The following is a 25067-nucleotide window of genomic DNA, read 5'->3' on the forward strand; positions in this document are numbered from 1 at the left end:
TCGAGGATATGAATATCTGCAGTAATCATCCGCAGTGATCCGCAGCATGAGGAGGCACACCATGGCCGGACCCGGACCCGGACCCCGCCCCGTCCGAGCGCCGCGCGGCACCGAACCGAGCGCCCTGGGCTGGCAGCAGGAGGCCGCCCTGCGGATGCTGCAGAACAACCTCGACCCCGAGGTTGCCGAGCACCCCGACAAGCTCGTCGTCTACGGCGGAACGGGCAAGGCCGCCCGCGACTGGCGCTCCTTCGACGCGATGGTCCGCACGCTGAAGACCCTCAAACAGGACGAGACGATGCTCGTCCAGTCCGGCCGCCCGGTCGGCGTCATGCAGACCCACGAGTGGGCCCCGCGCGTCCTCCTCGCCAACTCCAACCTGGTCGGCGACTGGGCCAACTGGGAGGAGTTCCGCCGCCTGGAGGCCCTCGGTCTGACCATGTACGGGCAGATGACCGCCGGCTCCTGGATCTACATCGGCACCCAGGGCATCCTCCAGGGCACCTACGAGACCTTCGCCGCCGTCGCCGCCAAGAGGTTCGGCGGCACCCTCGCCGGGACCATCACCCTCACCGCCGGCCTCGGCGGCATGGGAGGCGCCCAGCCGCTCGCCGTGACGATGAACGACGGCGTCGCGATCTGCGTCGACTGCGACCCCCGCGCCATCGACCGGCGCATCGAACACCGCTACCTCGACGTCAAGGCCGACTCCCTCGACCACGCCCTCCAGCTCGCCGTCGAGGCCCGGGACCGGCGCACGCCCCTCTCCATCGGCGTCCTCGGCAACGCGGCCGAGCTGGTCCCGCAGCTGCTCGCCATGGGCGCGCCCATCGACATCGTCACCGACCAGACCTCCGCGCACGACCCCCTGGCGTATCTGCCCGTCGGCATCGCCTTCGAGGACATGGCCGACGCCGCCGCCAAGGACCCGGCCGGCTTCACCACCCGCGCCCGCGAGTCCATGGCCCGGCACGTCGAGGCGATGGTCGGCTTCCAGGACGCCGGTGCCGAGGTGTTCGACTACGGCAACTCCATCCGCGGTGAGGCGCAGCTGGCCGGGTACGAGCGGGCGTTCGCCTTCCCCGGGTTCGTGCCGGCGTACATCCGGCCGCTGTTCTGCGAGGGGAAGGGCCCCTTCCGGTGGGCCGCGCTGTCGGGTGACCCCGCGGACATCGCCAAGACCGACAAGGCGATCCTGGAGCTCTTCCCGGAGAACGAGTCCCTGGCCCGCTGGATCAGGATGGCGGGGGAACGGGTTCACTTCCAGGGGCTGCCCGCGCGGATCTGCTGGCTCGGGTACGGGGAGCGCGACAAGGCCGGCGAGCGGTTCAACGACATGGTCGCGAGCGGGGAGCTGGCGGCGCCGGTCGTCATCGGGCGGGACCATCTCGACTGCGGTTCGGTCGCCTCTCCCTACCGGGAGACCGAGGCGATGCTGGACGGCTCCGACGCCATCGCCGACTGGCCGCTGCTGAACGCCATGGTGAACGTGGCGTCGGGCGCGTCGTGGGTGTCCGTCCACCACGGTGGCGGTGTCGGCATGGGGCGGTCGATCCACGCCGGGCAGGTGACGGTGGCCGACGGGACGGCGCTGGCGGGCGAGAAGATCCGGCGCGTGCTGACGAACGACCCCGGCATGGGTGTGATCCGGCACGTGGACGCCGGGTACGACATCGCGGAGTCGGTGGCCGGCGAGCGGGGTGTGCGGGTGCCGATGCGTGAGGGTGATCCGGCGTGAGCGACGGCATCCGGGGGGTGGCGGCCGGGGCAACGTCGCCGTCTGCGGGTCCGGCCGCGCCCGCCCTCCCCCATGGCCCGAAGGGCGGGGGAGGTACCCCCGTCGCCCCACGGAACGACCGCCCACAGCCCGGGGGGAGCTCCTTTCTGGAGATGTGGGGGCAACTGCGGCCCATGGGGCGGCATCACGCCTCCGGTGGCTACCGGCGGTTCGCCTGGAGTGAGGCCGACGCCGAGTGCCGGGACTGGTTCGAGGCGCAGGCGCGCAGCCGCGGGCTGGCCTACGAGGTCGACCGGAACGGCAATCAGTGGGCCTGGCTCGGGGACCCCGCCCGGGGGGACGCCGTGGTCACCGGTTCTCATCTGGACTCCGTGCCCGACGGCGGGGCCTTCGACGGGCCCCTCGGGGTCGTGTCCGCCTTCGCCGCCCTCGACGAGCTGCGCCGCAGGGACGCGCGGTTCGCCAAGCCCCTGGGCATCGTCAACTTCGGCGACGAGGAGGGCGCGAGATTCGGGCTCGCCTGTGTCGGCTCCCGGCTCACCGCGGGCGCGCTCACGGTCGAGCAGGCCCACCGGCTCACCGACGCGGACGGCATCACACTCCCGCAGGCCATGGAGGCCGCCGGCTACGACCCCGGCACCCTCGGCGCCGACCCCGGACGGCTCGACCGCATCGGCGCCTTCGTCGAACTCCATGTGGAGCAGGGCCGCGCCCTGGACCTGTCCGGCGACCGTGTCGGCATCGCGTCCGCCATCTGGCCGCACGGCCGTTGGAGGTTCGACTTCCGGGGAGAGGCCAACCACGCCGGCACCACCCGGCTCGCCGACCGCCGCGACCCGATGCTGTCGTACGCCGAGACCGTCCTCGCCGCTCGCCGCGAGGCCGAACTCGCCGGTGCGGTCGCCACCTTCGGCAAGATCGCCGTCGAGCCGAACGGCGTGAACGCCATCTCCTCCCTGGTGCGCGGCTGGCTCGACTCGCGCGCCGCCGACCAGGAGCGCCTGGACGCCGTGGTCGGCGGGGTGGAGAGGGCAGCCCGTGAGTACGCCGCCGCCCACGGAGTCGACCTGGACGTCGAACGGGAGTCCTTCACCCCCGTCGTCGAGTTCGACCACGCCCTGCGCGACGAACTCGCCCGCATCCTGGGCAGCGACACGGACCTCAAGGTGCCCGTCCTCGGCACCGGCGCCGGACACGACGCCGGGATCCTCTCCGGACGCGTCCCGACCGCCATGCTGTTCGTACGCAACCCCACCGGCGTCTCGCACTCGCCGGCCGAGTTCGCCACCGAGGACGACTGCGTGGCCGGGGTGCTCGCACTCGCCGACGTACTGGAAGGACTGGCCCGCACGTGACTGCCACCCCGCGGACGTACTGGCTGGAGCACGCCTGGCTCGGCACCCTCCCCCAAGCTCTCGGCTCCGCTCGAGCAGGGGGGACCCCCATCGAGCCGGGCGTGACCCTCACCGTCCAGGACGGCCGCATCACCGCCGTCCGCCCGGACACGCCCTCCCCGCCGCCCGGGGCCGAGAGTCTGCGGGGACTGACCCTGCCGGGACTGGCCAACGCCCACAGCCACGCCTTCCACCGCGCCCTGCGCTCCACCGCCCAGGTGGGCTCCGGCACCTTCTGGACCTGGCGCGAGATCATGTACGCCACGGCCGAGCGGCTCACGCCGGACACCTACCACGCCCTCGCCCGGGCCGTGTACGCCGAGATGGCGCTGGCCGGCATCACGACCGTCGGCGAGTTCCACTACGTCCACCACGCCCCCGGCGGCACGCCCTACGCCGACCCCAACGCCATGGGGGAGGCGCTCGTCGCGGCCGCCGCCGAAGCCGGCGTCCGGATCACCCTCCTCGACACCGCCTATCTCTCCTCCGGCTTCGGCCGGCCGCCCACCGCCCAGCAGCTCCGCTTCTCCGACGGCGACGCGGACGCCTGGGCCGAACGCTGTTCAGTTCTCAAGGAACGGGATCACGCACGGATCGGGGCGGCGATCCACTCCGTCAGGGCCGTACCGGCGGAGCAGTTGGCGACCGTGGCACGCTGGGCCGAGGAGCGGCGGGCCCCGCTCCATGTGCATCTGTCCGAGCAGACCGCGGAGAACGACGCCTGCCGCGAGGCGCACGGATGCACCCCGACCCAGCTTCTGGCCCTGCACGGCGTCCTCGGGCCCCGCACCACCGGTGTCCACAACACCCATCTCACCGCCGAGGACGTCTCCCTCATCGGCGGCAGCGGCACCGGTACCTGTATGTGCCCGACGACCGAACGGGACCTCGCCGACGGCATCGGCCCCGCCGCCGCCCTGCAGAACGAGGGCTCCCCGCTCAGCCTCGGCTCCGACAGCCACGCCGTGATCGACCTCTTCGAAGAGGCTCGCGCGATGGAGCTGAACGAGCGGCTGCGCACCCGCACCCGGGGCCACTGGACGGCCGCCGCCCTGCTGCGGGCCGCCTCCGCCGACGGACACGCCGCCCTCGGCTGGGACGGCATCGGCACCATCGAGGCCGGGGCGCGCGCCGACCTCGTCACGATCGCCCTCGACTCGGTCAGAACCGCGGGGCCACTGCCCGGACTCGGCGCCGAGACGGCCGTATTCGCCGCGACGGCAGCGGACGTCCGCCACACGATCGTGTCGGGCCGGCCCGTCGTGCGCGACGGGGAGCACACGCTCGTCCCCGATGTGCCCGGAGCCCTCGCACAGGCAGTCGAAGCCCTGCGCGCCTGACGACCCCCCCATGAGGACACCATGAGCAGCACCGTCATCAGCAACATCGCCACGCTGGTCACCAACGACCCCTCCCTCGGTGACAGTTCTCCCCTCGGTCTGGTCCGGGACGCGGCCGTCGTCATCGAGGGCGACCGCGTCGTGTGGACCGGTGAATCAAGCAAAGCACCCGCCACTGACAACCGGTTCGACGCCGAGGGCCGGGCGGTCCTCCCCGGCTTCGTCGACTCCCACTCCCACCTGGTCTTCGCGGGCGACCGTACCGAGGAGTTCAACGCCCGGATGTCCGGCCGCCCGTACAGCGCGGGCGGCATCCGTACGACCGTCGCCGCCACCCGCGCCGCCACCGACGCGCAGCTGGAGGCGAACCTGACCCGTCTCCTCGCCGAGGCGCTGCGCCAGGGCACCACCACCTTCGAGACCAAGTCCGGCTACGGCCTGACCACCGAGGACGAGGCCCGCGCCCTGCGCCTGGCCGCCCGCCACACCGACGAGGTCACCTACCTCGGCGCCCACGTCGTCGCTCCCGAGTACGCCGAGGACCCGGCCGGGTATGTCGCGCTCGTCACCGGCGAGATGCTGGACGCCTGCGCGCCGCACGCCCGCTGGATCGACGTCTTCTGCGAGAAGGGGGCCTTCGACGGCGACCAGGCCCGCGCGATCCTCACCGCGGGCAGGGCGAAGGGCCTGCACCCGCGCGTCCACGCCAACCAGCTCTCGTACGGCCCCGGCGTCCAGCTCGCCGTGGAGCTCGACGCGGCCAGCGCCGACCACTGCACCCACCTCACCGACGCCGACGTGGACGCCCTCGCGAACAGCCGCACGGTCGCCACGCTGCTTCCCGGCGCCGAGTTCTCCACCCGCGCCGAGTGGCCCGACGCCCGCCGGCTGCTGGACGCGGGCGCCACGGTCGCGCTGTCCACCGACTGCAACCCCGGCTCGTCCTTCACGTCCTCCGTCCCCTTCTGCATCGCGCTCGCGGTGCGGGACATGGGGATGACGCCCGACGAGGCCGTGTGGTCGGCCACGGCGGGCGGGGCCAGGGCCCTGCGCCGGGACGACATCGGCCGTATCACCCCGGGAGCGTACGCGGACCTGCTGCTGCTCGACGCCCCGTCCCATGTGCAGCTGGCCTACCGCCCCGGCGTGCCCCTGGTCCGCACGGTCTGGCAGAAGGGACGCAGACTCGAACAGCGGTGGATGTGAGCCACGTCGGTCGCCCCGAGGCACGTCCGTCACACGAGGCACGTCCGTCACCCAAGGCACGTCCGTCACCCAGGCCACGTCCGTCACCCCGGGCACATCCGTCACCCGGCGCCGACCCGCCACAACGAGGCGCGCCCCGCGCCCGGCGGGCGCCCGGTGCCCGGGGTGGGCATCCGGCGCCTGCAGGGCGCGGGGCGCGGTCACGTCGCTCCGCGGAGGAGGCGGCCCGTCGTTCACGACGGCCGGCCCGTCACTCCTCGACGGTGAGGCCCTTGCGCAGTTTCACCAGCGTCCGCGACAGCAGACGGGAGACATGCATCTGGGAAATGCCGAGTTCCTCGCCGATCTCCGACTGGGTCATGCCCGCGACGAAGCGCAGGGACAGGATCTTCCGGTCCCGCGGCGGCAGTTCGGCGATCAGTGGCTTCAACGACTCGACGTACTCGATGCCTTCGAGTCCGTGGTCCTCGTAACCGATCCGGTCCGCCAGCGCGCCCTCCGCGTCGTCCTCCTCCGGCTGGGCGTCCAGCGAGGAGGCGGTGTAGGCGTTCGACGCCGCCATGCCCTCGATGACCTCGTCCTTGGTGATGCCCAGGCGGTCGGCGAGCTCGGCCACTGTCGGCGCGCGGTCGAGCTGCTGTGCCAGTTCGTCACCGGCCTTGGCCAGGTCGAGCCGGAGCTCCTGCAGCCGGCGCGGTACGCGCACGGACCAGGAGGTGTCGCGGAAGAAACGCTTGATCTCGCCGATGATGGTTGGCATCGCGAACGTGGGGAACTCCACACCGCGCGACAGCTCGAAGCGGTCGATCGCCTTGATCAGGCCGATGGTGCCGACCTGGATGATGTCCTCCATCGGCTCGCTGCGCGAGCGGAAGCGGGAAGCGGCGAACTTGACCAGGGCGAGGTTCAGTTCGACGAGCGTATTGCGTACGTAAGCGAATTCGTGGGTGCCTTCCTCCAGCGACTCCAGGCGCTCGAAGAGGGTCTTCGACAGCGCCCGCGCGTCGACCGGGCCCACCTCGTCGTACGGGGGGATCTCCGGAAGTCCGGCGAGTAGGTCTTCCGGGACGACACCGAGGTCGTCCTGCTCGATGGGATCCAGATGTTCCGGAGGGAGTGTCGACGTCGCTTCAGGGTTAGGCGATGCGTCGAGCCGGGGTGACATGATGTCCTCCATCGTTCTCGGCATATGGCTGCCGAAGCCGATACGTGCACTGCGGTGTGCGGCGCCTCCAAAGCCGGCCGTGTCGGGTACGTGTCCTACTAGCCCTACCGGCTCTCGCAAGTTCACCGCAAGTGCGTTCTGTGTGCATATGTCTGTTTGTGCGTGATTGTTAGAGTGTCGATGCGTGGCCGGAAGGCGTAATGTTCGAAGGCGTCAGTAAGCAGCCACGACCTCGGGAGAGAGAGACGGCATGGACCGCGGGACAGTCGGCAGCGCACAGTCGGGCCGGCTTCTGGTCGAGGTGCGAGAAGAGGGCCCCACTGCCGTCGTGACTCCGGCGGGTGAGTTGGATCACCACACCGCCGATCTGTTGCGTGAGCCACTGGAGGGCTGCCTCGCCAAGGGTTTCAAGCGGCTCGTCATCGATTGCTCACGGCTGGAGTTCTGTGACTCCACGGGATTGAACGTGCTGCTCGGCGCCCGGCTGAAGGCCGAGGCGGCGGGAGGCGGGGTCCACCTCGCCGGGATGCAGCCCGTGGTGGCGCGCGTGTTCGAGATCACGGGTGCGGACGCGGTGTTCACCGTGCACGACACTCTCGAGGCGGCTCTGGCCGACGATTCGGCGTGAGCCGCGTGGGCACGCCGGCCGGGACGCCCCCGCCGCACCCGTCACCGGGGGGTCCCCTCCGTCGCGCCTTTTCGTGCGAATACGGGGGTGTCCCCGCGGCCCGCTCGGGCAGGAGACATCCTGAACGTGCCGGACGTGGTGGTCGCGAGGGCGCCGGGAACCGGATGTTCCGTGCACGCGTGAACGACCGAGTACGGAAACTTTTGAATCGTGAACTGGTGACACGGTGAGGTGAAGCGCTGATGAGCACCACCCGGCCCTACTCGCCGGGCGACCGCGGTCCTGAGCCCGGCGGCGCTTCCGGGACGCCCGCGGACGCGGTGCCGGCCGGGGGCGTGCCCGACAGCGGCGGCCGGGTCCGCCGGCTGAGCTTCGACGGCCAGAGCGGCGTCGTGCCGCTCGCCCGTGACTTCACCCGGCAGGCGCTGTACGACTGGGGCTGGCTGCCCGCCGCCACCGCCGACCGGCGGGCTGCCGCCGAGGACGTCCTGCTCGTCGTCTCGGAGCTGGTCACCAATGCGTGCCTGCATGCGGAGGGGCCCGACCATCTGGCCATCACCTGCGACAAGAAGGTGATACGCCTGGAGGTCACCGACCGGGGGACGGGGCAGCCGGCTCCGCGCACGCCGCACCGGGCCGGCCGGCCGGGAGGGCACGGCATGTTCATCGTGCAGCGGCTCTGTCTGGACTGGGGTGTCGTACGGGCCCCGGACGTCGCAGGCAAAACGGTCTGGGCGGAACTGGGCACCCCGGCGTAGCCGCTCGTCGCCGGGCGGGTGTTTCGCCCCCGCCGCCCCTTCCCGTCCCGTCCCCGGGGGCAAGCCCCCGGACCCCCTTTCGGCCCTTCGGGCCTCGTCCTCAAACGCCGGACGGGTTGAGTTCAGCCCCTCCGGCGTTTGAGGAGCGGGGTCCGGGGCGGAGCCCCAGGCCGGGACGGGAAAGGGCGGCGGGGGCGAAACAAGCATGTGGCGCGGCACCCGGCGCGCCGAAACCGCCCGAAGGGCCCCGCACCCTATCGGTGCGGGACCCTTCGTATGCCCGTGCGGGGACCGCTCAGCGCACGTCGCCCATGAGCGCCTTGACCTTGTTGCGGTACATCCACACCGCGAAACCGGCGACCACGGCGAGCGTGGCCTCCATCGCGACGATGCCCGTCCGGTTCAGGTCGACACCGGCGAGGGACAGCAGACCGGTGGTGGCGTCACCGGCGGTGACGGCCAGGAACCAGACACCCATCATCTGCGAGGCGTACTTCGCGGGCGCCATCTTCGTGGTGACCGACAGGCCGACCGGGGAGAGCAGCAGCTCACCGACGGTCTGCGTGAAGTAGATCGCCACCAGCCACAGCGCCGCGGCCTTGTGACCGCCCTCGGCGATCGACAGCGGGGCCAGGAAGAGGAAGAAGGACACGCCGACCAGCGTCAGACCGGACGCGAACTTCACGATCGTGCTCGGCTCCTTGCCGCGCCGGTTCAGCGCCAGCCAGATCCAGGCGAAGACCGGGGCCAGCGCCATGATCAGGACCGGGTTGACCGACTGGTACCAGGAGACCGGGAACTCCCAGCCGAACACGCTGTTGTCGGCCGAGGAGTCGGCGAAGATCGACAGGGTCGAGCCGCCCTGGTCGTAGATCATCCAGAAGATCGCGGCGGCCACGAAGAACCAGATGTACGCGGACATCTTCGACTGCTCGGCGCGGTCCAGGTCCTTGTCGCGCTTGATGCGGGCGATCACCATCACCGGGACGATCACACCGAGCAGCGTCAGCGGGACCAGGACCCAGTTCAGGGTGTAGTTGCCGGTGACACCGAGGACGGCGTACGCGACGACGGCGATGCCGGCCCACAGCGCGGCCTTGCGCAGCGTCGAGGACTTCTCCTGGTCGGAGAGCGGCTTCGGGACGACGCTGGACTGCGCGTCCAGGTGACGGCTGCCGAGCAGGAACTGCGCGACGCCGAGACCCATGCCGAGCGCGGCGAGCGCGAAGCCCAGGTGCCAGTTGACGTTCTCACCGATGGTGCCGATGATCAGCGGCGCGGCGAAGGCACCCAGGTTGATGCCCATGTAGAAGACGGTGAAGCCGCCGTCCCGGCGCGGGTCGTCCGGGCCCTGGTAGAGCTGGCCGACCATGGTGGAGATGTTGGCCTTCAGCAGACCGGAGCCGATGGCGACCAGGCCCAGTCCCGCGTAGAAGGTGCCGGAGGACGGCAGGGCCAGCGTCAGATGGCCCAGCATGATGATGCCGCCCGCGACGGCCACGGTCTTGCGGGGACCCCACACACGGTCGCCGAACCAGCCGCCCGGCATCGTGAGCAGGTACACCAGCGAGAGGTAGACGGAGTAGATCGCGGTGGCGGTGCCCGCGCTCAGGCCCAGTCCGCCCGGTGCGACGAGGTACAGCGGGAGCAGAGCCCTCATGCCGTAGTAGGAGAAACGCTCCCACATCTCGGTCATGAAGAGAGTGGCCAGTCCGCGGGGGTGGCCGAAGAAGGTCTTCTCGGAACCGGGGGTGCCCGGGGTGACCGAGTCCTTCGTCAGGCTGGACGCCATGGTCGTTCCTTGCTGTCGGGACGCGTCGCGCGAGCGTGTACGCGCCCGGTGGGGGGCGGCCGGCACCGGCGGGCCGTACCGTCCACCCCACGCCCGGGGGGAGGCCGCTCCGGATCGCGGAACGGCGGACGGCGACCACCGGGATCCACGCCTCCTCCGTGCGTCCACGCGCGGTGAGGCCCGGCCACAGGTCATTCCTTCCGGGGCCGGCGGAAAGCCGGCCCGCACACGAAAGAGACCCTCGGCGTCGACTGCGCCAAAGGTCCCCGTGGTGCAACAGGCGTTGATTCACCATACGGCAGGACAGTGCCGGATATGGAAGGACTTGAGACACGGATCACAGGTTACGGAGGAACCGGATCACTCATTCGAAGGTCTCTTTCAGGATCGCACCCCACACCCCCAGGTCCGTACCAGGGCCGTGGAAGGTGAGAGGCGGGTATGCGGGAGGTAAGAGACGAGCGTGGCGATCACCCCCCTGGGCTTACCGCGGCGGGTCTACCATCACTGGCATGACCCGTGTACTGCTCGCCGAGGACGACGCGTCCATCTCGGAGCCGCTGGCCCGCGCCCTGCGCCGGGAGGGCTACGAAGTCGAGGTGCGTGAGGACGGACCCGGCGCACTCGCCGCCGGGATGCAGGGCGGCGTCGACCTGGTGGTGCTGGATCTCGGGCTGCCCGGCATGGACGGCCTCGAGGTCGCCCGCCGGCTCCGCTCCGAGGGGCACACGGTTCCGCTGCTGATCCTGACCGCGCGCGCCGACGAGGTGGACACGGTGGTCGGCCTGGACGCGGGCGCCGACGACTACGTCACCAAGCCGTTCCGTCTCGCCGAGCTGCTCGCCCGGGTCCGCGCCCTGCTACGGCGCGGCTCCACGGAGCCCCAGCAGCCGCCCGCCACCCACGGGGTGCGCATCGACGTCGAGTCCCACCGGGCGTGGATGGGCGAGGAGGAGCTCCAGCTCACGGCCAAGGAGTTCGACCTGCTGCGGGTCCTGGTGCGGGACGCGGGCCGGGTCGTCACCCGCGACCAGCTGATGCGCGAGGTCTGGGACACCACCTGGTGGTCCTCCACCAAGACCCTGGACATGCACATCTCCTGGCTGCGCAAGAAGCTCGGCGACGACGCGGCCAACCCGCGCTACATCGCCACCGTGCGCGGTGTGGGCTTCCGCTTCGAGAAGAGCTGAACCCCGCCGGGGTTCGCCAGCGGGCAACAGCAGTGGGAGCGGGCAACAGCAGTGGGTAAGGGAACATGCGCCGCCGTCTGATCCAGTCCACGCTCGCCGTGGTGCTCGTCGTGATCGCCGTCTTCGGCGTCTCCCTGGTGATCGTGGAGACCCGGACCATCAGCGAGACGGCCAGGGAGCGGGTGGAGTCCGAGGCGGTGCGGCTGGCCAGCATCGTCGACAGCCGGCTGCTCGTCGAGGACAAGGTCACCGCCGAGATCCTCAGCGACCAGATCACCGAGGACCGGTACGCCGTCGTACGGATCCCCGGCAAGCCGCCCATCGAGGTCGGCACCAAACCGGACGGCGACGTCATCAGCGCCTCGGCACCCGGTGAGGAGGGCGAGACGGTCACCGTCCAGGAGCCGCGCTCCTCGGTGACCCGGGAGGTCGGCCGTACGCTGCTGATCATCGTCCTGGTGGCACTCCTCGCCGTGATCGCGGCGGTGCTGCTGGCGATCCGCCAGGCGAGCCGGCTGGCCTCCCCGCTCACCGACCTCGCCGAGACCGCCGAACGCCTCGGCTCCGGCGATCCACGCCCCCGCCACCGCCGCTACGGCGTTCCCGAGCTGGACCGGGTCGCGGACGTGCTGGACGCCTCCGCCGAGCGCATCGCCCGCATGCTGACCGCCGAGCGGCGGCTGGCGGCCGACGCCTCCCACCAGCTGCGCACCCCCCTCACCGCGCTGTCCATGCGCCTGGAGGAGATCACCGTCACCGACGACCCGGACACGGTGAAGGAGGAGGCGACGATCGCGCTGACGCAGGTGGAGCGGCTGACGGACGTCGTGGAACGGCTGCTGACCAATTCCCGCGACCCCCGCACCGGCTCCGCGGTCACCTTCGACCTCGACGAGGTGATCAAGCAGCAGCTCGCCGAGTGGCGCCCCGCCTACCGCAGCGCGGGCCGCGCGATCGTCACCTCCGGCAAGCGCGAGCTGCGGGCGGTGGGCACGCCGGGCGCGGTGGCCCAGGTGCTGGCCGCGCTGATCGAGAACTCGCTGATGCACGGCGGCGGCACGGTCGCCCTGCGGACACGGGTCACGGGCAACCAGGTCGTGGTCGAGGTCACCGACGAGGGTCCCGGCGTCCCCGCCGAGCTGGGGGCGCGGATCTTCGAGCGGGCGATCAGCGGGCGCAACTCCACCGGCATCGGCCTGGCCGTGGCCCGGGACCTGGCCGAGGCGGACGGCGGCCGGCTGGAGATGCTGCAGGCCAGCCCGGCGGTCTTCGGGCTGTTCCTGTCCCGTACGCCCCCGCAGAGGTCCGCGGACGAGGAGAGCGGCCGCACGGTGCGCTGAGCGGCAGGGCGGGGTGCGGCTACGGCACCCGCTGCTTCGGCCGGTCCCCGGTGACCGGGCCGGAACCCGTCACCGTCCCCCGGACGGGCAGCGCACGGAACACCCACGTGCGGTACGACCAGAAGCGGAACAGGGTCGCGATGCCGATGCCCAGGAACTTGAAGATGTTGCTCTGCAGGGAGCTGTCCCAGCCGAAGCCGTACGTCGCCGTGTACAGCACGCCGTTCTCGATCACCAGACCGGCCGCGCTGAACAGCAGGAACAGGGACATTTCCCGGGTGCGCCGGGACTTGTCGCGGTCGCGGTAGGTGAAGTACCGGAAGCCGACGTAGTTGAAGATGATCGCCACGATGGTGGCGATGACGCTCGCCCGCACCACGTGCAGGTCGGTCACCTGCCGGACCAGGTTGAACACCACGAAGTTGACCAGCAGGCCCGCTCCGCCGACCGCGCCGAACTTCACCAGCTCGCGGAAGAGCCCGTCGATCCGCTGCCGCAGGGTGCCGCCCGGAGCCGGAGCCGGGGCCCTGGTCGGAGGCCCGGAGGAACCTGGTCCCATGGTCGTGCTGGCCCCCGTCCATCGGTTGGCGTCAACGAGACCATGCTAACCACCCGTCCTCGCGATCTTCCTGCGGACGGAGGCCCTGACCGCAGACCCTGCGGATACCGGGCCGGGAAATCGGCCACTGTGGCTCGACGGATACCCTGGGGGCGTGACGTTCCCGGTAGTCGGCATGGTCGGCGGTGGCCAGCTCGCTCGTATGACACACGAGGCGGGCATCCCGTTCGGCATCAGGTTCAAGCTTCTCAGTGACACTCCGCAGGATTCCGCGGCGCAGGTCGTCGGCGATGTCGTCGTCGGCGACTACCGCGACTTGGAGACGCTGCGCGCGTTCGCGCGCGGCTGCGACGTGATCACCTTCGACCACGAGCACGTGCCCACCGAGCACCTCAGGGCCCTGGAGGCGGACGGCATCCCCGTCCGTCCCGGCCCCGAGGCGCTCGTGCACGCCCAGGACAAGGGGGTGATGCGCGCGAAGCTCGACGCGATCGGCGTGCCCTGCCCCCGGCACCGCATCGTCGACGGTCCCGCCGACGTGGCCGCGTTCGCCGCCGAGGGGGAGGGCTTCCCCGTCGTCCTCAAGACGGTCCGCGGCGGCTACGACGGCAAGGGCGTGTGGGTCGTCGACTCCGCCGAGGAGGCCGCCGAGCCGTTCAAGGCGGGCGTGCCCGTCCTCGCCGAGGAGAAGGTCGACTTCGTGCGCGAGCTGGCCGCCAACGTGGTCCGCTCCCCGCACGGCCAGGCCGTCGCCTACCCGGTCGTGGAGTCGCGGCAGGTCAACGGCGTCTGCGACACCGTGATCGCGCCCGCGCCCGGCCTCGACGAGGAGCTCGCGCTGAGGGCCGAGGAGATGGCGCTGACCATCGCCAAGGAGCTCGGCGTCGTCGGCCACCTCGCGGTCGAGCTGTTCCAGACCCGCGACGGCCGCATCCTCGTCAACGAACTCGCGATGCGCCCGCACAACTCGGGCCACTGGTCCATGGACGGCGCGATCACCTCGCAGTTCGCCAACCACGTCCGCGCCGTCCTGGACCTCCCGCTCGGCGACCCGCGTCCGCGCGCGAAGTGGACGGTCATGGTCAACGTCCTGGGCGGCGACTACCCGGACATGTACTCCGCGTACCTGCACTGCATGGCCCGCGACCCCCAGCTGAAGATCCACATGTACGGCAAGGACGTGAAGCCCGGCCGCAAGGTGGGCCACGTCAACACCTACGGCGACGACCTGGACGACGTGCTGGAGCGCGCCCGTCACGCAGCCGGCTACCTGAGAGGCACGATCACCGAATGAGCCCTGTTGTCGGCATCGTCATGGGGTCGGACTCCGACTGGCCCGTCATGGAGGCTGCGGCCAAGGCCCTCGACGAGTTCGAGATCGACTACGAGGTCGACGTCGTCTCCGCGCACCGCATGCCCCGCGAGATGATCGCGTACGGCGAGCAGGCCGCGGACCGGGGCCTGAAGGTGATCGTCGCGGGTGCGGGCGGCGCCGCCCATCTGCCCGGCATGCTCGCCTCGGTCACCCCGCTGCCCGTCATCGGTGTGCCCGTGCCGCTGAAGTACCTCGACGGCATGGACTCCCTGCTGTCCATCGTGCAGATGCCGGCCGGTGTCCCGGTTGCCACGGTCTCCGTCGCCGGAGCGCGCAACGCGGGCCTGCTCGCGGCCCGGATCCTCGCCTCCCACGACGAGGAACTCCTCGGCCGGATGCGGGAGTTCCAGCAGGAGCTGAACGACCAGGCCACCGAGAAGGGCAAGCGGCTGCGCGCCAAGGCCGAGGGGTCCGGCAACGGCTTCGGTTTCGGCAAGTGAGCGGGGAGGGTGCCATGACGTCCCTCGGCGACGCCCGCGCGCTGCTGGCCGAGTTCCCCGTCGTCGACGGGCACAACGACCTGCCGTGGGCGCTGCGCGAACAGGTCCGCTACGACCTCGGCGCCCGCGACATCGCCGGCGACCAGTCCGTCCATCTGCACACCGACATCCCCCGGCTGCGGGCGGGCGGCGTCGGGGCGCAGTTCTGGTCGGTGTACGTCCGCGCGGACCTGCCCGACCCGGTGCCGGCGACGCTCGAACAGATCGACTGCGTGCGGCAGTTGCTGGCGCGTCACCCGGAGGACCTGGCGCCCGCGCTGACCGCCGCGGACATGGAGGAGGCGCGCGGCCAGGGCCGTATCGCCTCCCTCATGGGCGCGGAGGGCGGCCACTCCATCGCCGACTCGCTCGGAACGCTCCGGGGGTTGTACGACCTCGGCGTGCGCTATCTGACCCTCACCCACAACTTCAACGTGGCATGGGCGGACTCGGCGACCGACGAGCCCGCCGTGGGCGGTCTGTCCGCCTTCGGCCGCGAGGTGGTCCGGGAGATGAACCGGCTCGGCATGCTGGTCGACCTCTCCCATGTCGCCGCGACGACCATGCGGGACGCGCTGGACACCACCTCCGCGCCGGTCATCTTCTCCCACTCCTCCGCCCGCGCCGTCTGCGACCACCCGCGCAACATCCCGGACGACGTACTGGAACGGCTGCCCGCCAACGGCGGTGTCGCGATGGTGACGTTCGTGCCGAAGTTCGTGCTCCAGGCGGCCGTCGACTGGACCGCCGCGGCCGACGAGAACATGCGCGCGCACGGCTTCCACCACCTCGACACCACCGCCGAGGCGATGAAGGTCCACCGCGCCTTCGAGGAGACCCACCCGCGCCCGGTCGCCACGGTGTCCACGGTTGCCGACCACCTGGACCACATGCGCGAGGTCGCGGGCATCGACCACCTCGGCATCGGCGGCGACTACGACGGCACGGCCTTCACCCCCGACGGCCTGGGCGACGTCTCCGGATACCCGAACCTGATCGCCGAACTCCTCGACCGCGGCTGGTCGAAGACCGACCTGGCCAAGGTGACCTGGCAGAACGCGGTACGGGTCCTGGGCGCCGCGGAGGACGTCGCCCGCGATCTGCGCGCGACCCGCGCACCGTCCAACGCCACCCTGGCCTCCCTGGACGGCTGACCGGCCCGGCCCGGGTGGGGGCCCTTGCGGGCTTACCCCGAACGCCCCGTCCACCAGGAACCCCACGGCCGCTCCGTGCGACGGTGACCGTACTGCCCAGGTCACGACGTACGGAGCCCGTGATGGCCGATCTCCAGGACGACCTGCACCCCGTCGGCGAGGTGGGGCGTGCCGACGAGCCGTACCCGCAGGAGGCGGTGATCGTCGGGCCGGAGGTGTACGAGCCGGTCTCCGACCCGGACGACACCCCGCTGACCCGGGCCCGTGCCGTCCTCGCCGCCCACCCCGTCGCCGACGGCCACAGCGGGCTGCCGTGGGCGCTGCGCCGGCTGCCCTGGTACGACCTGGAACTCGGGGAGAGCGCCGTCGACGCGGACGTGCCCCGGCTGCGCAGGGGCCAGGTGGGGGCCGTGTTCTGGTCGCTGCAGCTGCCCGAGGGGTACGACGGCGACCGGGCCGTCGGCGCGACCCTGGAGCAGCTGGACCTGGCGAAGTCGGTGGTCGCCGCCCACGACGAGGGCCTGCGGCCCGCCCGTACCGCGGGGCAGGTCGTCGACGCCCGCAACTGCGGCCGGGTCGCGGTGCTGTTCGGCCCCGCCGGCGCCGCGGCTCTCGGTGACTCCCTGGGCGTCCTGCGCTCGCTGCACGCCCTCGGGGTGCGTGTCCTCACCCTGACCGGCACCAGCTGGGCGGGCGCCGCGGGCCTCACCCGGTTCGGCGAGGAGGTCGTCCGCGAGATGAACCGGGTCGGCATGATCGCCGACCTGGCGCACGCCTCCACTCCGACGATCCGGCGGGTCCTGACCATCTCCAAGGCGCCCGTGCTGTTCACCCGCTCGGCCGCCCGCGCCCTGCGCCCCCACCCGGCCAACCTCCCAGACGAGCTGCTCACCGAGGTGGGGGAGGCCAAGGGCCTGTGCCTGGTGCCGCTGACCGCCGAGCAGGCCGGCCCGACCGTCCGTGACGTCGCCGACCACCTGGACCACGTCCGCACTCTCGCCGGACCGGAGTGCGTCGGCCTGTCCGGCACCTACGACACCGGCAGCGCCCATCCGCAGGAACTGGGCGACACCTCCTGCTACCCGAGGCTGATCGCCGAACTGCTGCGGCGCGGCTGGGAGGAGTCCGATGTGGCACTCCTGACCTGGGGCAACGTGCAGCGGGTGCTGCGCGGCGCGGATTTCACGGCCCACACCGCACAGCAGCGCCGGCCCCCGTCGACGGCGACGATCGCCGAGCTCGACGGCTGAGCCCGGCCGCCCCAGGCCCTACGGCTGTGCGATCCGGCACAGACAGAACGGATGCCCCGCGGGATCGGCGTACACGCGGAAGTCCTTTGTCTCGTCGTCCTCCCGGTCCAGCACCCGTGCCCCCAGCGCCAGCACCTTCTCCTCGGCCGCGTCGACCTCCTCCCACGTCCCCCCGGCGTCGAAGTCGAGGTGGAACTGCTGGGAGTCGTGGTCGGCGCGCGGCCAGTCCGGCGGTGCGTACCCGGGCGCCCGTTGGAAGGCCAGCCGCGGCCCCGCGGGGATCTGGAGCACCACCCAGTCCGGGTCCTCCTCCACGGGCGTGCCCCCGCCGACGGCCGCGTAGAAGACGGCCAGCTCACGCGGATCGGGGCAGTCGAGGACGACACTGCGCAGGCGTGCCACCGCGGCCATGAATTCCTCCTGGAGTCAGCAGGCGCACAGGCAGAACGGGTGCCCGGCCGGATCCGCGTAAACCCGGAAGGTCCGCGAGCGGTCCTCCGCGTCCAGCGGCTTCGCGCCCAGCGCCAGCACCTCCTTCTCGGCGGCGTCCAGGTCCTCGACCGTCAGGTCCAGGTGGAACTGCTGCGAGTGGTCCGCCGCCGGCCACCGCGGCGGCACGTGTCCCGGCGCCGCCTGGAAGGCCAGCGTCGGGCCGCCGGGCACCTTCAGGTCCATCCAGTCGTCCTCGCCCTCCACCGTGCCGCCCACGATCCCGGCGTAGAAAGCGGCCAGCTCGCGCGGGTCGGGACAGTCCAGTACGACGGCGCCCACCTTGGCCACGGACATGTCGTCCTCCTCGAGATTGGGGGTGTTACCGGTAACTGCCTTCAGCCGGTAACCGTTACTGCATGCTGCACCATAGGGGGTAACGCCGCAAGGGGGTTCCGCAGACCCGAGAGGTACGGTCCAGGCATGAGTGAGAGATCGGCCCCGCCCGGTGGGCTCGCCCTGGTCCAGGCCCTGGTCAACACGCTGGACATCGAAACGGGCGGCGACGCGCTGGACACCGCGGAGGGCCGTGCGCCGTTCGGGCTCACCGAGGACGCCGTCGGCTCCGCCCGCGAACTGCGCGAGTCCCTGCGCGTGACCCTCCTCGCGCACGCCGGGCACCCGCCGCACCGTGCCGTCACCCCGCTGGGCGACCTGCTGGCGCGGGCGCCTCTGGTGGTCACGGTCGACGCCGCCGACGGCTCGGCCGCCCTCGCCCCGGTCGACGACGGCCCGCTGCTCTCCCGGATCGCCGCCGCCGTCGCCGAGGCCGTCACCGCGGGCACGTGGAACCGGCTCAAGGCCTGCGAGGCCGTCACCTGCCACTGGGCGTACTACGACCGCAGCCCCGCGGGTCGCGGCCGCTGGTGCTCCATGCAGGTGTGCGGGGCGCGCGCGAAGATGCGCCGGTACCGGGAGCGCTCCGCCTAGGACGCGGTGATGTGTGTCGAGGCCCGGCTGCGGCGTTGTCGTGGCTGTTGGCCCAGTTCCCCGCGCCCCCTAAGGCAAGGGGGGTGCGGTGTGGGTCGTCTGCCGCGCCGTCGTGGCTGGTCGCGCAGTTCCCCGCGCCCCTCGGGGCGTAGGGGGTGCGGGTGTGGGGCGGCTGGGGCGTCGTTGTGGCTGGTCGCGCGGTTCTCCGTGTCCCTTCAGGGCGCGCTGCCCGGACCGCGGCGCGATATCGCAGCCCCGGTGGAAGGGGGCATAGTCGCGCCGGGTGCGCGGGGGGTTTGGCAGAATGCAGCGGGACGCCGGTTCGGCCGACTGAGCCTCGGCCGAACCGGCGTCACCCGTCGTGCAGGGCGCCGGCTCAGGCGCCGGGGCGGCCCATCGCGCGGAAGCGCCACCCGGCCCGCCGCCAGACCTCGGCGTCGAGCGCGTTCCGGCCGTCCAGGATCAGCTTCTCGGCCGCCACCTCACCCAGCTCCGCCGGGTCCAGCTCGCGGAACTCCCGCCACTCCGTCAGATGCAGCACGACATCCGCGCCCCGCACCGCGTCCAGCGCCGAGTCGGCGTACCCCAGGGTCGGGAAGATGCTGCGGGCGTTGTCCATCCCCTTCGGGTCGTACACGGTCACCTGGCCGCCCTGCAGATGGATCTGCCCGGCCACGTTCAGCGCCGGCGAGTCCCGGACGTCGTCCGAGTCCGGCTTGAAGGTCGCGCCCAGCACCGCCACCCGCTTGCCCAGGAACGGGCCGCCGCCCAGCGCCTGCCGGGTCAGCTCCACCATCCGGCCGCGCTGGCGCATGTTGATCGAGTCGATCTCCCTCAGGAACGTCAGCGCCTGGTCCGCGCCCAGCTCACCCGCGCGCGCCATGAACGCCCGGATGTCCTTCGGCAGACAGCCGCCGCCGAACCCGATCCCGGCCCGCAGGAACTTCTTGCCGATCCGGTCGTCGTAGCCGATGGCCTCCGCCAGCCTGGCGACGTCACCGCCCGTCGCCTCGCACAGTTCGGCCATGGCGTTGATGAAGGAGATCTTGGTCGCGAGGAAGGAGTTCGCGGAGGTCTTCACCAGCTCCGCCGTCGGGAAGTCCGTCACCACGAACGGCGACCCCTCCTCGACCGGAGTGGCGTACACCTCGCGCAGCAGCTTCTCCGCGCGCTCGCTGCGCACGCCCACCACGATCCGGTCCGGGTGCAGCGTGTCCTGGACGGCGAAGCCCTCGCGCAGGAACTCCGGGTTCCACGCCAGCTCCGCGTCCTCGCCGGCCGGGGCGTGCTCCGCCAGGTAGGCGGCCAGCCGGTCGGCCGAACCCACCGGTACCGTCGACTTGCCGACGACCAGCGCGGGACCCTTCAGATGCGGCGCGAGCGAGGCGATCGCGGAGTCGACGTACGACATGTCGCAGGCGTACTCGCCGTGCCGTTGCGGGGTGTTCACGCAGACGAAGTGGATGTCGCCGAACTCGCCCACCTCGGCCCAGTCCATGGTGAACCGCAGCCGGCCGCTCGACCCTTCGATCCCGGCGACGTGCCGGCGCAGCAGCTCGTCGAGCCCCGGCTCGTACATCGGGACCTCACCGCGCCGGAGCTTGTCGATCTTCTCCGGCACGACGTCGAGGCCCAGCACCTCGAATCCCAGCTCCGCCATGGCCGCCGCGTGGGTCGCGCCGAGATAACCGGTGCCGATCACGGTGATCTTCAGGGCCATGGGTGCTCCAGGGGTCAACGGCATGCAGTGCGCGCCCGAGCATAGCCGGGAGGCGGGGAACCAAGCCCTCCGGCTGTCGTCAAGCTCACCTATCCACGACCGGGGACGAAGGCCTAAAATTGGAGTTACTTAACGGTAGTTAGCGTGACCAGCATCGCAGCGTTTTGGAGCGTGAGAGACCTTGGCCGGATCGGCTGACTTCGACCTGTACCGCCCGTCCGAGGAGCACGACATGCTCCGCGACGCCGTCCGCTCGCTGGCCGAGGCGAAGATCGCGCCGTACGCCGCCGCGGTGGACGAGGAGGCCCGCTTCCCCCGCGAGGCCCTCGACGCGCTCGTCGCGAACGACCTGCACGCCGTCCACGTACCCGAGGAGTTCGGCGGTGCCGGCGCGGACGCTCTCGCGACGGTCATCGTGATCGAGGAGGTGGCCCGCGTCTGCGCGTCCTCCTCCCTCATCCCCGCCGTGAACAAGCTGGGCTCGCTGCCGGTCATCCTGTCCGGCTCCGAGGCGCTGAAGAAGAAGTACATGACCCCGCTCGCCAAGGGCGAGGCGATGTTCTCGTACTGCCTCTCCGAGCCGGACGCCGGCTCCGACGCCGCCGGCATGAAGACCAAGGCGGTCCGCGACGGCGACCACTACGTCCTCAACGGCGTGAAGCGCTGGATCACCAACGCCGGCGAGTCCGAGTACTACACGGTGATGGCCGTCACCGACCCCACCAAGCGCTCCAAGGGCATCTCCGCCTTCGTCGTCGAGAAGTCCGACGAGGGCGTCTCCTTCGGCGCCCCCGAGAAGAAGCTCGGCATCAAGGGCTCGCCCACGCGCGAGGTGTACCTGGACAACGTCCGCATCCCCGCCGACCGCATGATCGGCGAGGAGGGCACCGGCTTCGCCACCGCGATGAAGACGCTGGACCACACCCGCATCACCATCGCCGCCCAGGCCCTCGGCATCGCCCAGGGCGCCCTCGACTACGCCAAGGGCTATGTCCAGGAGCGCAAGCAGTTCGGCAAGCCGATCGCCGACTTCCAGGGCATCCAGTTCATGCTCGCCGACATGGCCATGAAGATCGAGGCCGCCCGCCAGCTCACCTACGCCGCCGCGGCCAAGTCCGAGCGCGGCGACAGCGACCTCACCTTCCAGGGCGCCGCCGCCAAGTGTTTCGCCTCCGACGTCGCCATGGAGGTCACCACGGACGCCGTCCAGCTCCTCGGCGGCTACGGCTACACCCGTGACTACCCGGTCGAGCGGATGATGCGCGACGCCAAGATCACGCAGATTTATGAAGGGACGAATCAGGTTCAGCGGATCGTCATGGCCCGCAACCTGCCGTAGCCCTTCCCTGTTCCCGGGCCGGGCGCCCCGGCCCGGGAACAGGTCGTCACAGGAAACGCCGGATCGGGGTGACCGCAGCCTCGGCCAGGCGCTCGGTCAGCGGGCGCCGCTTCCAGCGGGCCGGGTCGACCGGCTCGCTCAGCTTGCGGTCGGCGTCGAAGTCCCCGTCGAGCTCCGCGGTGAAGTCCTCGTCGAGAACGGCCAGCATGACCTCCTCGTCGTGCTCCAGCGAACGGCGGTTGAAGTTCGTGGACCCGATGAGGGAGCAGACGCCGTCCACCGTGATGATCTTCGTGTGGAGCATGGTCGGCTGGTACTCCCGCACCTCCACCCCCGCGTCGACCAGCTCCTGGTAGTGCTGCCGACCGGCCAGCAGACAGGCCCGTTGATCGGTGTGCGGACCCGGCAGCAGGATCTCCACCCGCACCCCCCGGCGGGCCGCGTCGGCCAGCAGCCCGACGAAGTAGGCGTCGGGCGCGAAGTAGGCCGTGGCCAGCCGGAAGCGCTCCCGCGCCGAAGTGATCACCACGCGCAGCAGTGTCTGCATGTCCTGCCAGCCGAAGCTCGCCGAGCCCCGCACCACCTGGACCGTGGCGTTCCCCGGCTGTTCCTGCTCGGTGAACCGGTCGTGCTCGTCGTACAGCTCGTCGTGGCACTCGGCCCAGTTCTGGGCGAAGGCCGCCGCGATGCCGTCCACGGCCGGTCCCCTGACCCGGACATGGGTGTCGCGCCACTCGTCGGGATTGCGGGCGTCGCCGCACCACTCCTGGGCGATGCCCACGCCCCCGGTGAAGGCGGTGTGCTCGTCGGTGACCAGCACTTTGCGGTGGCAGCGGTGGTTCTGGCGCATCGGCGACAGCCGCGTGGGCTTGCGGAACCAGGCCACCTGGACACCGGCCTCCGCCATCGCCCGGAGCAGTTCCGGCTCTATCTCCTTGGCCCCGAAGCCGTCCAGCAGCAGCCGTACGCGCACCCCCGCGCGGGCCCGGTCGGCCAGGGCGCCGGCGAACTCCCGCGCGATGTCGCCCCGCCAGTACACGAAGGTCATCATGTCGATGGTGTGCCGCGCGGCACGGACCGCCGCCAGCATCGCGGGGAAGATCTGGTCGCCGTTGCGCAGCGGCACGAGCTCGTTGCCCTCGGTCGCGGCGATGCCGATGAGCCGCTCCAGCCGTCTGCGCAGCCTCTGTCTCTCCGCCTGTGGTGTCATCGTGCTCTCCCTGTCCCGTTCGTCGAGCCCTCGTCGCGTCCTCGGTCCGACCCGGGCGCCACCCCCCTAATGCCGTTGCCCGCTCTGCGCCCGAACATCCCGTTTCCGGGGCCCGGCCCACGCGGGACCGGGCGGTTCGGTCCGTCCTGTGGTGGTCATGGGGCGAGGGGCGTAGGACGGAGGGGCGAGGGTCGAACGCCGGTCCTCGCCGCCCCCTGGGAGGAACCATGACCCAGCAGCAGCCCACCATGGAACCGATGAGCCGGCAGATGCAGGACTGCGTCCAGGCGTGCATGGCCTGCCACACCGTGTGCGAGGAGACCATGAGCTCCTGTCTGCACATGGGCGGCGAGGCCCGGATGCCGGTCATGCGCGCGCTCATGGACTGCGCGGAGATGACCCGCATGTGTGCGGACATGATGATGCGCCGCTCGCCGCTGGCGAACGAGATGTGCATGATGTGCGCGCAGGCCTGCGACATCTGCGCCGAGGCGTGTATGTCCATGCCGGAGGACGACCGGATGACGGCCTGTGCCGACTCCTGTCGCCGCTGCTCCGAGATGTGCCGGGCGATGGCGGGCGCCACGATGTGACACCCCCGGAAAACGGCCGGGGCACCCCGTGGGGTGCCCCGGCCCGCGTCCGGACGTCAGTTGCCCTTGACGGTGACCTTCTCGTCGTTGTTCAGCTGGTTCACCAGCTGCTTCACCTTCGCCTTGTCCCAGACCAGGTTGCCGCCGCTGGACCCCGAGATGGGCATGTTCATGGACGTGCCCTCGCCGCCGCTGACGCCCTTCATCGACCAGAACATGTCGGCCAGGTCGAACAGGCCCATGTCCTTGTCGACGATCAGGGAGTCCAGGCCGGCGCCCATGGTCGGGTAGAGCTTGAAGGGATTGAGGACCGTGCCCGGCGTGGCCACCTGGTTGGCCAGGGCCGAGAGGAACTTCTGCTGGTTCTTCGTACGGTCCAGGTCGGAGCCCGCCAGCGCGTACCGGGTGCGGACGAAGGCGAGCGCCTCCTCGCCGTTCAGGGTCTGCTTGCCCTTCTTGAGGTCGGCGCCGGACTTGGTGTCCTTGATGTCCTGCGGGATGTCCATCTCCACCCCGCCGACCGCGTCCACGATGTTCGCGAAGCCGGCGAAGCCGATCTCGACGTAGTGGTCGATGTGCAGGCCGGTGTTGAACTCCACCGTGCGCACCAGCAGCTCGGGCCCGTCCTCGGCGTAGGCGGCGTTGAGCTTCACCTGCCGTCCGGTCGCGGGGTAGGTCTTGCCCGACTCCGAGCCCTTGAAGGACGGTATCTCGACGTTCGAGTCCCGGGGCAGTGAGATGAGGGTGGGGCCGTTGTCACCGGTGTGCAGGATCATCATCGAGTCCGTGCGCTTGCCCTCGGCGGACCCGGTGCGCAGCCTCTTCTTGTCCTCGTCGGACATCCCCGCGCGGCTGTCGGAGCCGACGATCAGGTAGTTGGTGCCCGCGCCCTTCTCCGGCCGCTCGATCACCTTCGACAGGTCGACCTCGCGGTTGAGCTTGCCGTCGGCCCAGAAGTACGTGCCGACGGTCGTCACGACCAGCACGGTCACCAGGGTGATCGCCGTCCACTTGATGCGGCGGCGCCAGTCGGGCGCCGGGCGCTGCGAGGCGTAGCCGCCGTCACCGCCCCGCCCGCCGCCGCCGGGCGAGCCGTAGACCTGGCCGGTGTTGTAGCCGCTGTCGTAGCCGTCGGGGCCGTGACCCTGTCCGTCCACGTACGACGGCTGCTGCGGGACACCGCCGTACGCGCCCTGCCCGGGAGGGGCCGCCGGGCCGCGGCGGACCTGCCGCATGACGCGGGCGCTCTCGGGCTGTGCGCTCGCGCTCCCGCGTCCGTAGCGGCCGCCGCGGTTTTCGTCGGACCATGCCTCGGGCCAATCATTCATGGGAGACAGTGTGCAGGTCCGCGCTGTGCGCCATACAAGGGTCGTCGGAAAATCAGGGCAGCGCTGTAGCGAAGCTGACACAAATCAGGG

General features: G+C 71.2%; 23 protein-coding genes. 15 read left to right on the forward strand and 8 right to left on the reverse strand.

Annotated features, from left to right (window positions below; all coding sequences use genetic code 11):
- Positions 1-61 precede the first annotated feature (61 nt).
- From hutU to hutI, 4 genes are all read left to right on the forward strand, one after another.
- Positions 62-1738 (forward strand): urocanate hydratase, encoded by a 1677-nt coding sequence (gene hutU / locus ACZ44S_RS25490; protein WP_466932815.1) that lies wholly within the window; start codon positions 62-64, stop codon positions 1736-1738.
- Positions 1739-1890: 152 nt separating this feature from the next.
- Positions 1891-3093 (forward strand): allantoate amidohydrolase, encoded by a 1203-nt coding sequence (locus tag ACZ44S_RS25495; RefSeq protein WP_466932817.1) that lies wholly within the window; start codon positions 1891-1893, stop codon positions 3091-3093.
- Positions 3090-4472 (forward strand): formimidoylglutamate deiminase, encoded by a 1383-nt coding sequence (locus ACZ44S_RS25500; RefSeq protein ID WP_466932819.1) that lies wholly within the window; start codon positions 3090-3092, stop codon positions 4470-4472. Before ACZ44S_RS25495 ends, ACZ44S_RS25500 begins: the two co-directional genes overlap by 4 nt.
- 21 nt (positions 4473-4493) lie before the next feature.
- Positions 4494-5678 (forward strand): imidazolonepropionase, encoded by a 1185-nt coding sequence (gene hutI / locus ACZ44S_RS25505; protein ID WP_466932821.1) that lies wholly within the window; start codon positions 4494-4496, stop codon positions 5676-5678.
- A gap of 250 nt (positions 5679-5928) precedes the next feature.
- Here hutI and ACZ44S_RS25510 read toward each other — a convergent pair whose 3' ends face one another.
- Positions 5929-6843, reverse strand: a complete 915-nt coding sequence (locus ACZ44S_RS25510) for an RNA polymerase sigma factor SigF (RefSeq protein WP_466932823.1) — start codon at positions 6841-6843, stop codon at positions 5929-5931.
- Between the two features lie 250 nt (positions 6844-7093).
- Between ACZ44S_RS25510 and ACZ44S_RS25515 the strand changes: the two genes are divergently transcribed.
- Both ACZ44S_RS25515 and ACZ44S_RS25520 read left to right on the forward strand, forming a co-directional pair.
- Complete coding sequence (locus ACZ44S_RS25515; protein ID WP_466932825.1) at positions 7094-7471, forward strand: STAS domain-containing protein; 378 nt, start codon at positions 7094-7096, stop codon at positions 7469-7471.
- Between the two features lie 242 nt (positions 7472-7713).
- Positions 7714-8229 (forward strand): ATP-binding protein, encoded by a 516-nt coding sequence (locus ACZ44S_RS25520; protein ID WP_466932827.1) that lies wholly within the window; start codon positions 7714-7716, stop codon positions 8227-8229.
- A gap of 295 nt (positions 8230-8524) precedes the next feature.
- On the opposite strand, the gene ACZ44S_RS25525 is transcribed toward ACZ44S_RS25520, so the two are convergent.
- Positions 8525-10021, reverse strand: coding sequence for an oligopeptide:H+ symporter (locus tag ACZ44S_RS25525; protein ID WP_466932829.1), 1497 nt, complete (start codon positions 10019-10021; stop codon positions 8525-8527).
- Positions 10022-10533: 512 nt separating this feature from the next.
- On the opposite strand from ACZ44S_RS25525, the gene ACZ44S_RS25530 reads away from it, so the two are divergent.
- Positions 10534-11211, forward strand: coding sequence for a response regulator transcription factor (locus tag ACZ44S_RS25530; RefSeq protein ID WP_466932830.1), 678 nt, complete (start codon positions 10534-10536; stop codon positions 11209-11211).
- A gap of 65 nt (positions 11212-11276) precedes the next feature.
- Positions 11277-12551, forward strand: a complete 1275-nt coding sequence (locus tag ACZ44S_RS25535; RefSeq protein WP_466932831.1) for an ATP-binding protein — start codon at positions 11277-11279, stop codon at positions 12549-12551.
- A gap of 19 nt (positions 12552-12570) precedes the next feature.
- Here ACZ44S_RS25535 and ACZ44S_RS25540 read toward each other — a convergent pair whose 3' ends face one another.
- Positions 12571-13110, reverse strand: coding sequence for a GtrA family protein (locus ACZ44S_RS25540; protein WP_466932833.1), 540 nt, complete (start codon positions 13108-13110; stop codon positions 12571-12573).
- A 154-nt stretch (positions 13111-13264) separates the two neighbouring features.
- On the opposite strand from ACZ44S_RS25540, the gene ACZ44S_RS25545 reads away from it, so the two are divergent.
- The 4 genes from ACZ44S_RS25545 to ACZ44S_RS25560 all read left to right on the forward strand — a co-directional run bounded on the left by ACZ44S_RS25545 (position 13265) and on the right by ACZ44S_RS25560 (position 17368).
- The gene (locus ACZ44S_RS25545) at positions 13265-14404 is read left to right on the forward strand and encodes a 5-(carboxyamino)imidazole ribonucleotide synthase (protein WP_466932835.1); all 1140 of its coding nucleotides are present in this window, start codon (positions 13265-13267) and stop codon (positions 14402-14404) included.
- Complete coding sequence (purE, locus tag ACZ44S_RS25550) at positions 14401-14925, forward strand: 5-(carboxyamino)imidazole ribonucleotide mutase (RefSeq protein ID WP_466932836.1); 525 nt, start codon at positions 14401-14403, stop codon at positions 14923-14925. The genes ACZ44S_RS25545 and purE overlap by 4 nt, the downstream gene beginning before the upstream one ends.
- 14 nt (positions 14926-14939) lie before the next feature.
- Positions 14940-16118, forward strand: coding sequence for a dipeptidase (locus ACZ44S_RS25555; protein ID WP_466932838.1), 1179 nt, complete (start codon positions 14940-14942; stop codon positions 16116-16118).
- A gap of 122 nt (positions 16119-16240) precedes the next feature.
- Positions 16241-17368, forward strand: a complete 1128-nt coding sequence (locus tag ACZ44S_RS25560; protein WP_466932840.1) for a dipeptidase — start codon at positions 16241-16243, stop codon at positions 17366-17368.
- Positions 17369-17386: 18 nt separating this feature from the next.
- Here ACZ44S_RS25560 and ACZ44S_RS25565 read toward each other — a convergent pair whose 3' ends face one another.
- Together ACZ44S_RS25565 and ACZ44S_RS25570 are read right to left on the reverse strand one after the other, a co-directional pair.
- On the reverse strand, positions 17387-17779 hold the full coding sequence (locus ACZ44S_RS25565) for a VOC family protein (protein WP_466932842.1): 393 nt from the start codon (positions 17777-17779) through the stop codon (positions 17387-17389).
- Between the two features lie 15 nt (positions 17780-17794).
- The gene (locus tag ACZ44S_RS25570) at positions 17795-18154 is read right to left on the reverse strand and encodes a VOC family protein (RefSeq protein ID WP_466932844.1); all 360 of its coding nucleotides are present in this window, start codon (positions 18152-18154) and stop codon (positions 17795-17797) included.
- A 126-nt stretch (positions 18155-18280) separates the two neighbouring features.
- Between ACZ44S_RS25570 and ACZ44S_RS25575 the strand changes: the two genes are divergently transcribed.
- Positions 18281-18787: a CGNR zinc finger domain-containing protein gene (locus ACZ44S_RS25575; protein ID WP_466932846.1), complete on the forward strand. Its 507-nt coding sequence runs from the start codon at positions 18281-18283 to the stop codon at positions 18785-18787.
- Positions 18788-19163: 376 nt separating this feature from the next.
- Here ACZ44S_RS25575 and ACZ44S_RS25580 read toward each other — a convergent pair whose 3' ends face one another.
- Complete coding sequence (locus ACZ44S_RS25580; RefSeq protein ID WP_466932848.1) at positions 19164-20507, reverse strand: UDP-glucose dehydrogenase family protein; 1344 nt, start codon at positions 20505-20507, stop codon at positions 19164-19166.
- Between the two features lie 181 nt (positions 20508-20688).
- Here ACZ44S_RS25580 and ACZ44S_RS25585 point away from each other — a divergent pair, with 181 nt between their 5' ends.
- Positions 20689-21846 (forward strand): acyl-CoA dehydrogenase, encoded by a 1158-nt coding sequence (locus ACZ44S_RS25585; RefSeq protein WP_268249064.1) that lies wholly within the window; start codon positions 20689-20691, stop codon positions 21844-21846.
- Positions 21847-21892: 46 nt separating this feature from the next.
- On the opposite strand, the gene ACZ44S_RS25590 is transcribed toward ACZ44S_RS25585, so the two are convergent.
- On the reverse strand, positions 21893-23056 hold the full coding sequence (locus ACZ44S_RS25590; RefSeq protein ID WP_466932850.1) for a phospholipase D-like domain-containing protein: 1164 nt from the start codon (positions 23054-23056) through the stop codon (positions 21893-21895).
- Between the two features lie 227 nt (positions 23057-23283).
- Here ACZ44S_RS25590 and ACZ44S_RS25595 point away from each other — a divergent pair, with 227 nt between their 5' ends.
- Positions 23284-23649 (forward strand): four-helix bundle copper-binding protein, encoded by a 366-nt coding sequence (locus ACZ44S_RS25595; RefSeq protein WP_466932851.1) that lies wholly within the window; start codon positions 23284-23286, stop codon positions 23647-23649.
- A gap of 56 nt (positions 23650-23705) precedes the next feature.
- On the opposite strand, the gene ACZ44S_RS25600 is transcribed toward ACZ44S_RS25595, so the two are convergent.
- Positions 23706-24977 carry an LCP family protein gene (locus ACZ44S_RS25600; RefSeq protein WP_466932853.1) on the reverse strand — a complete coding sequence of 424 codons (1272 nt, stop codon included), beginning with the start codon at positions 24975-24977 and terminating at the stop codon, positions 23706-23708.
- Positions 24978-25067: the final 90 nt, after the last annotated feature.

Source organism: Streptomyces malachitofuscus (assembly GCF_055571035.1).